Source organism: Fusobacterium sp. SYSU M8D902 (assembly GCF_040199715.1).
Taxonomy (GTDB): Bacteria; Fusobacteriota; Fusobacteriia; order Fusobacteriales; family Fusobacteriaceae; genus Fusobacterium_A.
Genome location: NZ_JBEFNA010000011.1, coordinates 20,203 through 36,211 on the forward strand (window position 1 = coordinate 20,203; position 16,009 = coordinate 36,211).

Sequence of the window (16,009 nt, forward strand, 5' to 3'; positions counted from 1 at the left end):
ATATATATTGATATTGGTTTTTACATTCATTTTTTGCATACTTTTTTCTAAAATTTAACTTGTAGTTTTATTTTAAAGATATATAATGATATAGTACTGTATATTATTATTAATAAAGGGGGCAGAGATTTATGGAGTTATTTAAACTTACATCTGGTATTCTTATTTTTCTTATCACTTTCTATTTTATCATTACTGAAAAACACCCTAAATCTATCGTCACAATAATAGGAGGAGCTCTGATGGTTATTCTTCAGATAATCACTGAAGAACAAGCTTTAGAGACTATTGGTTATAATCTTGAGATTCTCTTTTTACTTATTGGTATGATGGTTATCGTTGAAATAATGTCTGAAACAGGAGTCTTTCAATGGGTTGCTATTAAAATAGCTCAATTAGTTAGAGGTAATCCAGTAAAAATTCTCGTTTTTATATCTATTATAACAGCAGTATTTTCAGCAGTTTTGGATAATGTTACTACTATTTTACTTGTAGTACCTGTCACTATTTTTTTGGCCAAAAGACTTGAGGTAGATCCTAAGCCTTTTGTTCTTCTTCAAATATTTGCATCTAATATAGGAGGAACAGCTACTATGATTGGAGATCCACCTAACCTTATTATAGCAAGTTTAAGTGGTCTTGATTTCAATGACTTTATCATCAATCTAACTCCACTCATAATCATAAATATGGCTGTCTTATTGACTAGCTCTGTATTTTTTCTAAGGAACAAATTAGAAGTTTCAAATGAATTAAAAGCTGGTATTATGGAATTAAGTCTAGATAGAACTATTACAAATAAAAAACTTTTAATTCAATCTATTATTGTTTTTTCTCTTGTAATTTTAGGATTCCTAACTAATAGCTTTACAGAAATAGGATTGGCTATTATAGCTATTACAGGAGCTGCTGTCCTAGTCTTTCTAAGCAAAAAGAAGCCAGAAGAGGTATTTGCTAAAATAGAATGGGAAACACTCTTCTTCTTTGGTGGACTTTTTGTTTTAGTTGATGGAATTGAAAACTTAGGAGTTATCAGTAAGCTTTCTGAATATCTAATTGTATTTACAGAGGGAAATATCAAATTTACCTCATCTTTAATACTTATACTATCAACAATTCTTTCACCTATTGTTGGATCTATTCCACATACTTTATCTTTTGGTAAAATTTTATTACAAATTGCACCTAGTTTTCAAGGTAATACTCAAGTATTATGGTGGGCTTTATCATTGGGAGCTTGTTTAGGTGGAAATATGACTATCGTTGGTGCCGCTGCCAATATTATTGGTGCTTCTGTTGCAAAAAAAGGGGGAATTGAAATCTCATTCCTTGAATTCTTTAAATGGGGTACTATTGTAGTTATTCAATCAACTGTTCTTAGTATGATCTATCTATATTTTAGATATTAATATAAAAATAGCCCCTTAGATTACTCTAAGGGGTTTAACATTTTCATATTACTATTTTTTTATGTTGTAGAATACATCCATTCCATTGTATTGAGCCATTGATCCTAATTCTTGCTCAATTCTTAATAATTGGTTGTATTTAGCCATTCTATCAGTTCTTGAAGTTGAACCAGTTTTGATTTGTCCTGCGTTTGTTGCAACAGCGATATCAGCTATTGTAGCATCTTCAGTTTCTCCAGATCTGTGAGATACAACTGCAGTCATTCCTGCTCTTTTTGCCATTTCTATAGCATCTAAAGTCTCAGTTAATGATCCGATTTGGTTAAGTTTTATTAAGATAGAGTTTCCAGCTTTTGTCTCTATTCCTTTTTTAAGTCTTTCTGTGTTAGTTACAAATAGGTCGTCTCCAACGATTTGTACTTTATCTCCGATCTTAGCAGTTAATAATTGCCATCCTGCCCAGTCGTCTTCTCCTAATCCATCTTCGATAGATTTGATTGGATATTTTTCTACTAATCCAGCATACCATTCTACCATTTCTTCTGAAGTTCTTACAACTCCTCCTTCTCTTGTGAAGTGGTATTCGAATTTACCAGGTGCTACTTCTTTACAGAACTCACTTGATGCAGCATCTATTGCAAATGTGATATCTTTTCCTGGCTCATATCCAGCAGCTTTTATAGCCTCAACTATAAGGTCTAAAGCTCCTTCTGTTCCATTTATTTTAGCTGGAGCATATCCACCTTCGTTTCCTACGTTAGTAGAATCTCCCATTTTCTTTAATAATTTTCCTAAGTGGTGGAAAACTTCACAACCCATTCTCATAGCTTCAGCAAATGTTTTTGCTCCAACTGGTTGGATCATAAACTCTTGTACGTCTACTGCAGAGTCAGCGTGAGATCCTCCGTTTAAGATATTCATCATAGGTAGAGGTAATTCTTTGGCGTTTACTCCTCCTAAGTATTTATATAAAGGCATTCCTAATGCTTCTGCTGCTGCTTTTGCAACTGCTAAAGATACTCCTAGTATAGCATTAGCTCCTAATCTTCCTTTGTTTGGAGTTCCGTCTAATTCGATCATAGTTCTGTCTATTGCAACTTGGTCTATAGCGTCCATTCCTAAGATAGCTTCTCTTATTTCAGTGTTTACGTTTTTAACTGCAGTTAAAACACCTTTTCCTAAATATCTTGATTTGTCTCCATCTCTTAACTCAACAGCTTCGTAAGCTCCTGTTGAAGCTCCAGATGGAACTGCTGCTCTTCCTTTTGCTCCACACTCTAACACTACATCTACTTCTACTGTAGGGTTACCTCTTGAATCAAGTATTTCTCTAGCTACTACATCAACTATTCTTGTCATTTTAAAAAACCTCCTAAGTTTTTATATTATCTTAAACTATAAAATAATTATATCACAATTTGTATTTTTTGACTATTTTACTTTTATTACTTTTACTGAGTTAGTTGTTCCTCTTTGGAAAACTTTTTCTCCACAAGTTGCAACAACTATATCTCCTGATTGTGCTAATCCTAACTCTACTGAAACTTTTTCAGCTAATTCGAAGAATGACTCTAATGTCTCTGCCTTATCATCATAGTAAGGAACTACTCCTCTTGAAATTACTAATTGGTTAGCTGTTTTTTCATCATTAGTTATTGCTAGTATTGTTGCTGCTGGGAAGTATCTTCTCATATCTCTTGCAGCTCTTCCTGATTGAGTTCCAACAACTATAACTTTAGCTCCTAGCTCTTCACTTACATCAGCAGTTCCTCTTGCTACTGCAGAAGTTATTGTTATGTCACCTTTATTTATACTTCTTTCTACTTTTACTAATGGATCCATCTTAGTTGCTACTTTTGCCATTACAGTAACTGCTTCTACTGGATATTTTCCTTTTGCTGATTCTCCAGATAACATTACACAGTCAGTACCATCTAAAATTGCATTTGCAACGTCGTTTACCTCTGCTCTTGTAGGTCTAGGATTTTTTATCATAGAATCTAGCATTTGAGTAGCTGTAATAACTACTTTTCCAACTTCGTTACATCTTTTTATCATCATTTTTTGTGCTAAAGGAACCTCTTCAACTGGAATCTCTACTCCTAAGTCTCCTCTTGCTACCATTATACCATCAGATAATGCTAATATCTCTTCAAAATTATCTAATCCCTCTTGGTTTTCTATTTTAGAGATAATTTGTATTCTCTCTCCACCATTTTCATCTAATACTTTTCTTACTGCTCTTACGTCGTCAGCCTTTCTGATGAAAGAAGCTGCAACATAATCTATTCCTTGTTCACAACCAAATTTAAGGTCGTTTATATCTTTTTCAGCTAATGCTGGTAAATTAACAGCTACATTTGGTAGGTTAACTCCTTTATTTTCTCCTAACTCTCCACCGTTTTGAGCAACGCATTTTACTTCATTTCCGTTGATCTCAGTAACTGTAAAAGCTAGTAATCCATCATCTATTAATATAGTATTTCCAACTTTTAAGTCTTTTGCAAAACCATCATAAGTTACTGCAACCTTTGTATTATCTCCAATAACACTCTTATCTGTTGTTATTGTAAACTCTTGTCCTGCTACTATTGTAACATCTTTTCCACCCTCAAGTTTTATAGTTCTTATTTCAGGTCCTTTTGTATCTAATAATAATGCAGCTCTAATTCCTGTTTCTTTTTGAGCTTGTCTAAAGTTTATTATTCTATTTCCATGCTCTTCGTAATCTCCGTGAGAGAAATTTAATCTCATCATGTTCATTCCTGTGTTTAAAAGAGTTTTTAAACTTTCCACTGATTCAGTTTTAGGCCCAATTGTACAAACAATTTTAGTCTTTTTCAAATTACTCACCTCAAATTATTATAAAAATTTTTTTAATTCTAGCTCAGTTTATACAGTTCTCCTTTATACCCATACCCAATAATTAACCATTTAGCATAAACTTACCTAATATAAATTCTATACTAAACTACACTATTTATCAAGAAAATATAAGTATATTTTTTAATCTTTTTCTGGATATTTTTTGACTAGCTATTTCATTTTTTTGTATATTTTTAAAAGAATTTTTTCTATATGTCCATTTTTCAAATTTCATAAAATCCTTTTTTACTTTTTTAGCTTATAATTTTAGCATAATGCATAAAAGGAGAAAAATTTTAACTAATTAAAATCTTCCCCCCTTTTATCATATTTTATTTTTCCATTTCAGTTACAAACTTCTTAGTTATCTGTTGTGGTCTAGTTATAGCTCCACCTACTACAACAGCAAAAGCTCCTAAATCTAATGCTTTTTTAGCCTTAGATGGTGTATCTAGGTTTCCTTCACCAATTACTGGAATTGATACAGCTTTTATAACTTTTTCTAATTCTGTCACTGGATCATTCCCTTTAGTATAGTGTGTATAACCTACCAATGTAGTTCCTACTATATCAAAACCTATCTTTTCAGCATTTACTGCCTCTTCAACTGATGAAATATCAGCCATAAATAATTGGTTAGGATACTTCTCTTTAGCTTCTTTCATCAAATCATCTAAAGTTCTTCCATCAGGTCTCTCTCTCTTAGTTCCATCTATAGCAATTACATCTACACCTTCAGCTACTAATGCATCTATCTCTTTCATAGTTGGAGTAATATATACTTCATTATCTCCATACTGCTCTTTTATTATTCCAATTATTGGAAGATCTACATTCTTTTTTATCTCTTGTATATCTACAACTGTATTGGCTCTAATTCCTGATGCTCCACCTACATATGCAGCATAAGCCATTCTTCCCATTATAAATGAGCTGTGTAATGGTTCTTCTGGAAGTGCTTGACAAGATACTATTAATTTTCCTTTTACTCTATCTAATCTATTCATCTATATCACCTTTCCTAAGTTTTATTAGTCTACTAACACTTTAAAGATTACTTTTTTTATTTTTTTAGTTTCCTCTCCACCTTTGATTAGTGCCATGTGTGGCTCTCCTGGGAAAAGAATTATATATTTTTTAGGATCTAAATAGAATAGGTTTTCTAACTCTCCCTCATATAACTCATAATCTCCTGCATCATCATACTCTTTTGTCAATTTGATATCAGTATTTGAGATATATCCTATCTTCTCTTCTCCCTCTATTACCATATGAATATCAATATATTTTCTATGGTTTTCTATAAATCCTTCAGCTAACTCTTTTGTCATAGGTGAATCTGGCTGATTGAAATAAACCTTCTCTCCATCAACTATATTCTTTCCAACTACTCCATTTTTATACTTACCTTCTAATATAAAGTCAATAGCTGTATCTAAATTTTTTGAAATCCCTTTGTACTTTCCTAATTCTTTTATCTCTCCATATATCATACCTTTACCTCCGTTTTGTTCTCGTGAACATATATATAAAACATACAATCTTTTCTGAGTTTTGTCAATACATTTTATTTTAGTTTCCCTATTTTTTTCAATAACAAATACTCTGCACCTAAGATTCCAGCATTATTTCCTAATTCTGCAAATTTTATCTCTAAATTCTTTTTATAGTTCTCTCCTAATTTTCCATCTAAACTCTTCTTAATTCTATCTAAAAGGTAGTCACCCTGTTTTGTAACTCCACCACCAACTACAACCAAAGTAGGATTGAATATATAAGCTATTGTGCTCAATCCATCTGTAAAATAGTCTATCCAACTATCTACTACTGATTTTATCTCTAAATCTCCAGATTTTTCAAGCTCAAAAATCTCTTTTCCATTTAATTTCTTTCCAGTTTTCTCTTCTACCATTTTTACTAAAGCTGTTGCTGAAGCATATCTCTCATAGCAACCTTTTTTTCCACATAGACACTGCTCACCATTTTTTTCTATCTGTATATGTCCAAATTCTCCTGCTACACAAGTTTTTCCTCTAAAGATATCTCCATCTAAAACTATTCCACCACCAATTCCTGTTCCAATTGTTAAACATAGAAAATCTTTATCATCTTTTCCTGCTCCTAGCCACTTTTCTCCCAGTGCTGCACAGTTTACATCATTTTCTAAAACAGCTGGTAATTTATACTTACTTTCCAATCTCTCAACTAAATTAGTTCCTATCCAACCTGGGATTATTGGGTTTCCACCTATTACTTTTCCTATAGTTCCATCTATCTGTCCTGTTCCAGACACTGCTATTCCCAATACATCTTCTGACAAATATCCATCTATCACTTTGCAAATATTGTTAAATAGATTTTCAACTCCTTTATTTGCTTCTGTTGGAAACTCTCCTGTCTCTAAAATCTCTCCCATCTCTGTCAAAAGAGCAAATTTTACTGCAGTTCCACCTATATCAATACCTATTACTTTCATTATTCCTCCTCAGTTATATTTATAAAAAGAGTGAATTAAAAATTCACTCTTTTTATTTTATCACAATTTTTTACTCTTGTATTCTTTTTTTTGTTACATTATTAAATTTGGTAAGAAAGTTATTATTCCTGGGAAAACAGTTATAATTACTAATGTTATAAATATTGGTATTAAAAATGGCAGTACTCCTTTTGCTACTGTACTTACTGACATTTTTCCAACTTGGGCAACCACAAATAGAGCCATTCCCATTGGAGGTGTTAAAATTCCTATCATCATATTTAAAGTTGTCATTACTCCAAAGAATACTAAATCTATTCCAACATTTGCAGCTACAGGAATTAACATAGGTAATACTAGGAATTGTAATGCTAAAGCATCTATAAACATTCCTAAGAAAAGTAATAATGCATTTATCATTATTAACACTGTTAATTTAGAACTTGCAAACTTCATAAATAGATCAGCTATTCTCATTGCAATCTGCTCTCTAGCTATCATATCTCCAAAGAAAGTAACAGTAATTATCATTAATACTGTAACTCCACTTATTGCCATAGCTTCTACACAATGTTTAAAGAAAGATTCAATAGTTAACTCTTTATATATAAAAGCTCCTAAAACAACTGAATATAGAGCTGCTACAACTGCTGCTTCTGTTGGAGTAAATAGTCCTGAGAAGATTCCACCTATTATTATAAATGGAGTTAATAGAGCCCAGAAAGACTTTTTAAAAGCGTGAACTTGCTCTTTAAAAGTAGCTTTTTTAGCTTTCTTATATCCTCTTTTTTTACAAATAAAATAGTTCATTATCATTAAAGCTATTGTTGTTAATACTCCAGGAACAAATCCTGCTAAGAATAGTTTTGCTATTGATTGGTTAGCAATTACACCATAAACTATCATACTGATACTAGGTGGCACTAATGGACCTATTATACAAGAAGCTGCTGTGATACCTCCACAGATATCATCATCATAACCCTCATCTCTCATAGCCTTTATTTCCAATTGTCCCAATCCACCAGCATCTGCAATAGCTGATCCTGACATTCCAGAGAAAATAAGAGATGCTGCTACGTTTACATGTCCCATTCCTCCAGTATAGTGTCCCAATAATGCTTTTGCAAAGTTGAATATTCTTTCAGTGATTCCTGAACCATTCATCAATATACCTGTAAGTACAAAGAACGGTACACTCAATAAGCTAAAACTATTTAAACTATCTACTAATTTTGCTGATGCAAAATATACTACATTCCATCTTCCAGTTGAGAAATAGAAAAGTGTTGCTGCCATTAATGACCATCCTACTGGAAGTCCAGCAAATATCATTACTAGCCATACAGCTATTGTTACAAATCCACCCATACTACCTAATTTGATATATTTAGATACTCTCAATGCAGCAAATATCTTTGGATTTACTATTACTAAACCTATTATTATAGCTAGAGCTATAAGTATAAATACTGGTTTTATAAGAACTTTATCATTTTCATAGTTCTCTTTATATGCCTGATAAAAACGGAATAACATAAGTATTGAGATCAAAGGTAGTGCTAAATACATCCAACCACTTGATATTTTTAACGATACCAACTCAAATATCCATTTCTTTTGATACAAAATATTTCCCAAATATCCCATAAAGATAATACAAACCAATATAATCAATTGAGATATTGTGAAAACTATTTTTTGAACCATTGGACTAAATCTAGTAAATAAGAAATCTATTAGTACGTGTGTCTGTTTTCTTATTCCCATACTTATTCCTAACATTCCTACATAAACAAATATTAAACTTGAAAGCTCCTCACTCCACATAAGAGGTTTTCCTAGTACCTGTCTTGATATAATCTGTAACACCAATACCAAGAACATTCCTACAAATAGGGTCCCTCCAATCCACTCTTCTAATTTATCAACTATTTTCATTATTAACTCCCTCTATATTTTGATACTATCTTACTGCGTTAATCTCTTTAATTCCCTCTTCTCCAACTTTTCCATTTTTCTTAGTATACTCTTCATATACTGGTTGCATAGCTGTTTTAAACTCATCTGTATTTGGTTCAGTTATTGTTACTCCATTAGATTTAAAGAAATCTTTTAAGTTTGCTTCTTCATCTACGAATAATTTTGTATGATAGTTTGCTGCATCTTCAGCTGCTGCTTTTACTACTTGTTGTAAATCCTCTGGTAACATCTCCATAGTAGAGTTACTTACAATGTATAATTGGTCATTGATTATATGGTTAGTCATTGCCAAATATGGTTGTACCTCATAGAATTTTTGTGCTCTTATAGCTGATAATGGGTTCTCTTGTCCATCTACTGAGTTAGTTTGTAGAGCTAAGTAAACTTCTGAGAATGCCATTGGTGTAGGAGATGCTCCTGAATATTTAGCATAGTTTAAGTTTGCTGGTGCAGTTGGAACTCTTAATTTTAAACCTTTCATATCTTTAATAGATTTGATTGCTTTGTTTGAAGTAGTTTCTCTTGTTCCGTTATATCCTTGTGCTAATATTGTAATTCCTAACTCATCATTGATTTTTCCAATTAAGTTTTTACCAAACTCAGTTTCCCAAGTTGCTTTTTGCATATGGTTAAAATCTTTCATCATATATGGTAAAGTATATACTTCTGCTTCTGGGAAAAATATAGAGAATCTTCCTAATTCTGCAAATGTAAAGTCTAATGCTCCTCCTGATAGTTGCTCTATCATACTTCTATCGTCTCCAAGTTGTCCATTTGGGAAAATAGAAACTTCAATCTGTCCATTTGATTTTTCTTTTAATTGTTTTGCAAAATACTCTGCTGCTTTATACTCATTTGATGATGTTCCAGCTACCATTCCCATTTTAAGTTCATACTCTGCTGCAAGTGCTGCTGTTGTCATTACTCCAAATAACATTCCTAGTCCTAAAATTCTTAAACTCTTTTTCATAACTTAACCTCCAACATTTTTTATATTAATCTTCTAAATTCTCATAAAAGATTATGTGCGATTTTGAAATATCCCAATTCCTATCTTGTTCTTTGTTTCTATATAGCATTTCAAATACTCTTTTCCCTGCCATATACCCTTCTGATGCTATCTCTTCCATTACTGTAATATCAATAATTTTTTTTCTTATCAATTTTTTTATAATTATTCCAATACCATTAGTTACAATCTTTCTATCTTCTAATAGATTATGTGGCACTTTATCCAGTATATCGTGAGCATATCTATTGATGTATAAACCTTTTATATTATCGCTCTTCAATTTTTCCTCTAAATACTCTATGCTCTCCTCTATTCCACTCAAATTAATTGGTCCCTCTATTTGGAAATTTTCCTCAGTTATTCTTTTTAGAAATCCATCTAAATAGAGTTTTGATGAAACTTTATCATCTCCATTGTCAATGATCAGTATCTTTTCATCTCTACGTAGAAGTTGTGACATCAATCCTGCTGCTATCTTCCCTTGTTTCTTATGATCTGGACCTACATGTGGAATATCTCTGTGCAATCTAATTCCCAACGATAAAATTTTCAGATCCTTTAATTTAGGTTTTAATATTTCATATACTCTATTCTTATCTAGTGGAGTTATTATTATTCCATCTAAATCTCTCTCTTTTAATACTTTTTTTAAAACATCTAACTGTTCCTCTGGATCGTTAATATCTGTTATCTTAATATCAATATGATAGTTGTAAGCTCTATATTCATTAGCTACCTCTTCTATCCCTCTCAATATCTCTTGAGTATAAAACTCATTTCTAGATTTAACTACCAAAGCACACACTCTTTTGCTCTTTTTGGCTCCTAGTGAGCTTCCTAGATAATTTTTTTCATAGTTAGTCTCTTTTACTAACTCCAAAATCTTTTTTTTCGTTTCTTCTTTTATTAAAGGACTTCCATTTATAGCTCTTGCTACAGTTGTTCTGCTTATCCCCAATTTTTCAGCTATCTCTTTTTGTGTTATCATAGCAAGCTCTCTCCTTAAAATATGTTCACGTGATCATTTAATAATAATATACCCTTTTTTTCTATTTTTGTCAATGTTTTCTCTAATTTTTTATATTTTTTCAGTACATTTAAGACACTATATAATCAATTATTATTTTTTTAAAACTAGAAAATTTTATTGAGAAAAAATTTTTCCCCACATGCGTACACGTAAAATTCAGTATTCTAAGTATATTTTAACCTATTCTTACTATTTTAGTACAATAATTTCAAAAAATATATGTTGACAAATTTTAATAAAAATAATATTATAAATCAACGCAACAATATTGTTCACGAGAACAATTTTGATTTTACTTAATTTATTATTTAGGAGGTTATTTATGAGCTGGCACTGGCTTAACTGGATTGTTATTTTACTGTATTTTATAGGAATGTTTATGGTTGGGGTTTATTTCTCTAAAAGAGCTAACTCTACTGAAGATTACTTCAAAGCAGGGGGAAGAGTTCCTTCTTGGGTTACTGCTTGCAGTATCTATGCAACTGCATTATCTTCTATTTCATTCATAGCTATTCCTGCATCTGTCTTTAGTAAAGGTTGGCTACTTGGTATGGCTCCATTAGGAATAATTCCTATTGTTTGGGTTGCTGCTGTAGTATTTGTTCCTTTCTTTAGAAGAGTTAATGTCACTACTGCTTATGAATATCTTGGGAAAAGATTTGACAACAAATTTAGACTTATTGGAAGTTTAGCTTTTATTCTATTTCATATAGTTAGAATGGCTATTGTTCTTTACTTACCAACACTAGCTTTACAACAAGCACTTCCATCACTTAATCCTGTTGTTTTAACAGTTGGAGTAGCTATTTTCTGTGTAGCTTATACTTCTATGGGAGGAATTGAAGCTGTACTATGGTCTGATGCTATACAAACTATTGTTCTTCTATTTGGAGCTATTTTAATTATCATAGCTGGATTTACTGCAGCTCCTGAAGGAGTTGGACAAGGATTTTCTACTCTATCTGAAAATGGAATGTTATTAAATAGTGACTTTTTCAGTTTAGATCTAGCAAAAATTAGTATTTGGACTATGTTAATTGGTGGATTTGTAAACTCTATCTATGCATATGTTGGAAGTCAGGATATAGTACAAAGATACAATACTACAAAAAATGAGCATGAAGCTAAAAGAAGTTTATTTATGAATATTCCTTTACTACTTACTAGTATTTTTATCTTTGTGGGTATGGGATCTGCTTTATTTATATTCTTTAAATACAAAGCACAACTTCCTGCTGGAATCAATGGTAATGCTATACTACCATATTTTGTAATCCAATATATACCTACTGGTATTTCAGGACTTGTTTTAGCAGCTATATTTGCTGCTGCTCAATCTACTGTTTCTTCAAGTTTAAACTCTGTTTCTACTTGTATGACTGCAGATATTTTAGAGCACTTAAGACCTGATATGACTGATCATCAAAAACTATCTTTTGCTAAAAAGTCTAGCTGGTTAGTTGGTATCCTTAGTACAATAATTGCTGTACATTTCCTATATTCAGGACAAGGAGATATGTTCCTATATTTCCAAGCTATAACTGGTTTATTAGGTGGACCTATTGCTGGAGTATTCCTTGCAGGTATCTTCTTTGAAAAAGTTGATACAAAAGCTGTTTGGATTGGATTTATAGCTTCTATATTAATAGCACTATATCTAACTAATCCTATGGGAATAGCTAGTGCAATTATACCTAATTATGTTCAACCTAAAGTATTTGAGTTTATGATCTCTTTCTTAATAATTGGTGGAAGTGTTATTATTTCTCTTATTGCTTCATTTTTCACTGCTTCACCAGAAAAACATCAAATAGAAGGTTTAACTTATTCTTCTGTTAAGAAAATGAAAGAAGATAGCAAATTAGGATAATTGATAGATAAAAAAGAGGATTTCTATACTATATTCGTTCTTATTTGAATACGGTATATCATCCTCTTTTTTTTATTCACTCTTTATATTTTTACAAATTGTTAAGACATAGATATTATCTACATAGATATCATCTTTCAATAATTCACATAGATTTCTCAAAGTAGCTCCTGTACTAAAAATATCATCAACAATGAGTATATTACCTCTCTTAGTTAGTTTTCTCTCCTTACTGATACTATTTTTGAATAGTTCCATTTTCTTTTCTATTGGTAGTTTTTTCATCTCTTCAGAGCTCAATTTTCTAAAAAAGTCCAATGAAATTGGTTTGTTTAAATTTTCACCTAGATGTTTTACTATTTGAAAAAGTGGCTGTATCTCCCTTTTAAAAGTAGGAGGAGTAGCTATTATTCCATCTATCTTATCCTCTATCTTCCATTGATTTCTTATAAAATCAGTAGCAACTTCTGCTATATCAATAGCCTTATCATACTCTTTATGATATTTTAATTCATTTAAAGCTTTTCCAATCTCACTATATTCAACATCAAATATAGGATAACCAAATATATCTTCCCCTTCATAATTACTCTTTAGCATAAAATAATCTAATGTATAACCTTCCTGCCAGTTTCCTTCTATTATCATAGGATTTATCTTCACTTTTCTTCCCTCCTAATTGTTTCTATAACTAAATTATACATTTTTTGTGAGTAAAAATCAAATGAACTGTCTTATTTTTTTTCAATATAATTATTTTTTAACTGTTTTTTAAGATTTTTTCAAAAAAATGCTTGATATTATTTACTTCATATTGTATAATCTAGTTAATTGTTCTTTAACTCTGATTTTGTTTAAGAACAAGAAGTTTTTTATTCTTTTGGAGGTTGTAAAATGTTAAATGGAAAAGTAAAATGGTTTAATAAAGAGAAGGGGTTTGGATTTGTAACTAGCGAAGATGGAAACGATTATTTCGTACACTTTACTGGAATTATCGGAGATGGATTTAGAACTTTAGAGGAGGGACAAGCTGTTACTTTTGAGGTTACTGAAGGTAAAAAAGGTCCTATGGCTATTGACGTAAAAGTTGCTTAATCCTTTATACATAGAGATTTTAGAGAGCGATCAATCGCTCTCTATTTTTTTAACTATTACCTATTTTTTCCTATCTTAGATAAAAATTCAAATTTCTTAATGGTGTCTAATACTTTTCTAGGATTTACAAACTCATCTAATTTTGCTATAAAACTGTGATTATTCGTCAAATCCATAAAATCTGCCAAAGCCTCTAAATGTTCCTCTCCATCATTAGATGTAAAAATTAATATTATTTTTACAGGTAAACCTCCTGGAAAATCTATCTCTTCTTTTAATATCAAAAGTCCCATACTTGTTTTAAATACATTATTATCATTCTTACTGTGAGGAATAGCAATTTTTTTATTAGTTACCATATAGGATCCATACTCTTCTATTTTCTTAATCATACTCTCTATATAGCTTATATTACATGCTCCTTCCTCTATCAATAACTCTCCAATATCTTGAACGGCCTCCTTCCAACCTTTAGCCTCACTCTGTAAAATTATATTATCTCCTAAAAGTTCAGAAAGAGAGAGTATATTTTTGCTGGTATCATCAATAAGAAGATCTCCCATAAGCTCTTTTAACTCTTTTTTTAATGTTGATAGATTAGTTATCAGAGTATTTTTTTCTATAATCTTTATCAAGTTAGTGAATTTAACCTTTCTCTGTTGCTCCTGCAGACCAGCTCTTTCTAAATTTATCCTATCGTCACCTGATAAGATTGTATTCACCTGTACTAGAGGTTTTGAAAATCTATTCTCTAAGTGTAGAGTAGTTACAATTAGATCTATCTCTTCTAGATCATACTCCTCTAATTTATATACTGGAATTATATCTTTCACAAAGATACTATAAGTATTTTTCAATTGTTGAGCTAACAGTTTTGATGTTCCATAACCAAAACCACAAACAATTAGAACTTTTTTCTCTAATGAAAAATTTTTATCTATGGCACTCTTAAAATGAGTTCCTAAAAAAGCGATCTCATCTAAAGTAAGTTCCATTCCTATAAACTCTTCTAATGGATAGACAGATTTTTTAGTAGCTTCAAAAATAGGCTTATAATTTTTTAAAAAATCATCTAAAATGGAGTTCTCCAACAAGATATTATTTTTTAATCTATGTATAGTCGGTTTTAAATGATTAATAATTCCATATAAAAGATCCTTGTCCTTAGTTAGATCTATCTCCATATTAATAGAAAAATTCTCTATTATCTTCTTAGCTAAAATATCTATCTCTATCCAAAAATTATAAAAATTACTCTCATCACAATAGTTATGACATCCTAGATATAGGTCAGTCACTCTTAAAATCTCCATTTCATTTATATCTACATCAAATTTTTTCTCTAATCTTCCTACATTTCTCTTTATCTGTAAAAATTCTGTAGTTCTTCTAAAAAAATTTTCATTCTCAATACTTGTTAAAACTCTACCATTTTTTATTCTCCAAATCATAATACAGATATAATTTTGAAATGTCAAATATGGTTCATCAGCAATTACAGTATTATTTTCTTTCATCAATAGATCTATAAATAATTTAGCTTCCTCTCTCAATTCATTTGAAAATATCTCTTTCAATAGTTTCACTATATATTGAGAGCTGTTATTAGAAAAATAGTTAAAATATCTATTTAAAAATTTTAACTGAACTGTTCTAATACTACTTTCCTCTCCTACTAGGATTAAACCTTTCTGAACCTCTGTTTCCAACTTTAGAGTATACTTTTCAAATTTTTCACGAATTACTCTTATTATACTTTTTATTGTTGTCCTACTTACATCCAATTCAACACATAGCTCATTTAAATTTATCCTACCTTGAAATAAGATTTTGAATAGAATAATCTCATCTTTTATCTCATCAGTAGAAATATTTTTTTGAAAGAAAGAGATTATGTTAGAGAGTTCAGTTAAATCTGTAAATAGTAGTTCACCCTTAGATCTTTTTTCAATAATATTAAATCTATTTTCAGAAAGAGTTTGATTAATTTTCTCTATATCATATCTAATGGTTCTCTCATTTATTTGAACCACTTCAGAAATATATTTATAGGATGATCTTCCACCATTCTCTAAAAATATTTTTAATATCTCTAACATTCTATTTGTCATTTCTCTCTCCTTCCAAATCCTTATTGTTTAAATTATATCATAAATTACAATTTTTAACTAAAATAAAACAGATAAAGTCAAAAAAAATCATATTTTTTTGAAAAAATTAGATTCTATTCAAAAATATAAAATTTTGTTATACTCAAAATATATAAAAA

13 protein-coding genes are annotated in these 16,009 nt (G+C 30.6%); 3 read left to right on the forward strand and 10 right to left on the reverse strand.

The genetic code is table 11. From position 1 onward, the window contains the following. Positions 1-131 precede the first annotated feature (131 nt). Complete coding sequence (locus tag ABNK64_RS05805; RefSeq protein ID WP_349763793.1) at positions 132-1,409, forward strand: ArsB/NhaD family transporter; 1,278 nt, start codon at positions 132-134, stop codon at positions 1,407-1,409. A 51-nt stretch (positions 1,410-1,460) separates the two neighbouring features. On the opposite strand, the gene eno is transcribed toward ABNK64_RS05805, so the two are convergent. The 8 genes from eno to ABNK64_RS05845 form a co-directional block, all read right to left on the reverse strand. Beyond that, complete coding sequence (gene eno / locus ABNK64_RS05810) at positions 1,461-2,768, reverse strand: phosphopyruvate hydratase (protein WP_291256236.1); 1,308 nt, start codon at positions 2,766-2,768, stop codon at positions 1,461-1,463. Positions 2,769-2,840: 72 nt separating this feature from the next. Then, the gene (gene pykF / locus ABNK64_RS05815) at positions 2,841-4,253 is read right to left on the reverse strand and encodes a pyruvate kinase PykF (RefSeq protein ID WP_300342546.1); all 1,413 of its coding nucleotides are present in this window, start codon (positions 4,251-4,253) and stop codon (positions 2,841-2,843) included. 353 nt (positions 4,254-4,606) lie between these two features. Continuing rightward, entirely contained in the window at positions 4,607-5,281 is a 675-nt protein-coding gene (locus ABNK64_RS05820; RefSeq protein WP_349763794.1) for an N-acetylmannosamine-6-phosphate 2-epimerase, read from the reverse strand. Between the two features lie 24 nt (positions 5,282-5,305). Then, positions 5,306-5,767, reverse strand: coding sequence for a NanQ anomerase/TabA/YiaL family protein (locus ABNK64_RS05825; RefSeq protein WP_291256233.1), 462 nt, complete (start codon positions 5,765-5,767; stop codon positions 5,306-5,308). Positions 5,768-5,841: 74 nt separating this feature from the next. After that, positions 5,842-6,750, reverse strand: a complete 909-nt coding sequence (locus ABNK64_RS05830) for an ROK family protein (RefSeq protein WP_349763795.1) — start codon at positions 6,748-6,750, stop codon at positions 5,842-5,844. Between the two features lie 93 nt (positions 6,751-6,843). After that, positions 6,844-8,691, reverse strand: a complete 1,848-nt coding sequence (locus tag ABNK64_RS05835; protein ID WP_349763796.1) for a TRAP transporter large permease — start codon at positions 8,689-8,691, stop codon at positions 6,844-6,846. Between the two features lie 25 nt (positions 8,692-8,716). Then, positions 8,717-9,703, reverse strand: a complete 987-nt coding sequence (locus tag ABNK64_RS05840) for a sialic acid TRAP transporter substrate-binding protein SiaP (RefSeq protein ID WP_291256230.1) — start codon at positions 9,701-9,703, stop codon at positions 8,717-8,719. A gap of 25 nt (positions 9,704-9,728) precedes the next feature. After that, a complete protein-coding gene (locus ABNK64_RS05845) occupies positions 9,729-10,754 on the reverse strand; it encodes a substrate-binding domain-containing protein (protein ID WP_300389855.1) in 1,026 nt (341 codons plus the stop codon). Positions 10,755-11,097: 343 nt separating this feature from the next. Between ABNK64_RS05845 and ABNK64_RS05850 the strand changes: the two genes are divergently transcribed. Next, positions 11,098-12,645 (forward strand): sodium:solute symporter family protein, encoded by a 1,548-nt coding sequence (locus ABNK64_RS05850; protein WP_300341707.1) that lies wholly within the window; start codon positions 11,098-11,100, stop codon positions 12,643-12,645. A 72-nt stretch (positions 12,646-12,717) separates the two neighbouring features. On the opposite strand, the gene ABNK64_RS05855 is transcribed toward ABNK64_RS05850, so the two are convergent. Continuing rightward, on the reverse strand, positions 12,718-13,308 hold the full coding sequence (locus tag ABNK64_RS05855; protein ID WP_291256228.1) for a ComF family protein: 591 nt from the start codon (positions 13,306-13,308) through the stop codon (positions 12,718-12,720). Between the two features lie 231 nt (positions 13,309-13,539). On the opposite strand from ABNK64_RS05855, the gene ABNK64_RS05860 reads away from it, so the two are divergent. Continuing rightward, on the forward strand, positions 13,540-13,740 hold the full coding sequence (locus tag ABNK64_RS05860) for a cold-shock protein (protein ID WP_291256227.1): 201 nt from the start codon (positions 13,540-13,542) through the stop codon (positions 13,738-13,740). A 56-nt stretch (positions 13,741-13,796) separates the two neighbouring features. On the opposite strand, the gene ABNK64_RS05865 is transcribed toward ABNK64_RS05860, so the two are convergent. Continuing rightward, positions 13,797-15,851, reverse strand: coding sequence for a BglG family transcription antiterminator (locus tag ABNK64_RS05865; protein WP_349763797.1), 2,055 nt, complete (start codon positions 15,849-15,851; stop codon positions 13,797-13,799). Positions 15,852-16,009: the final 158 nt, after the last annotated feature.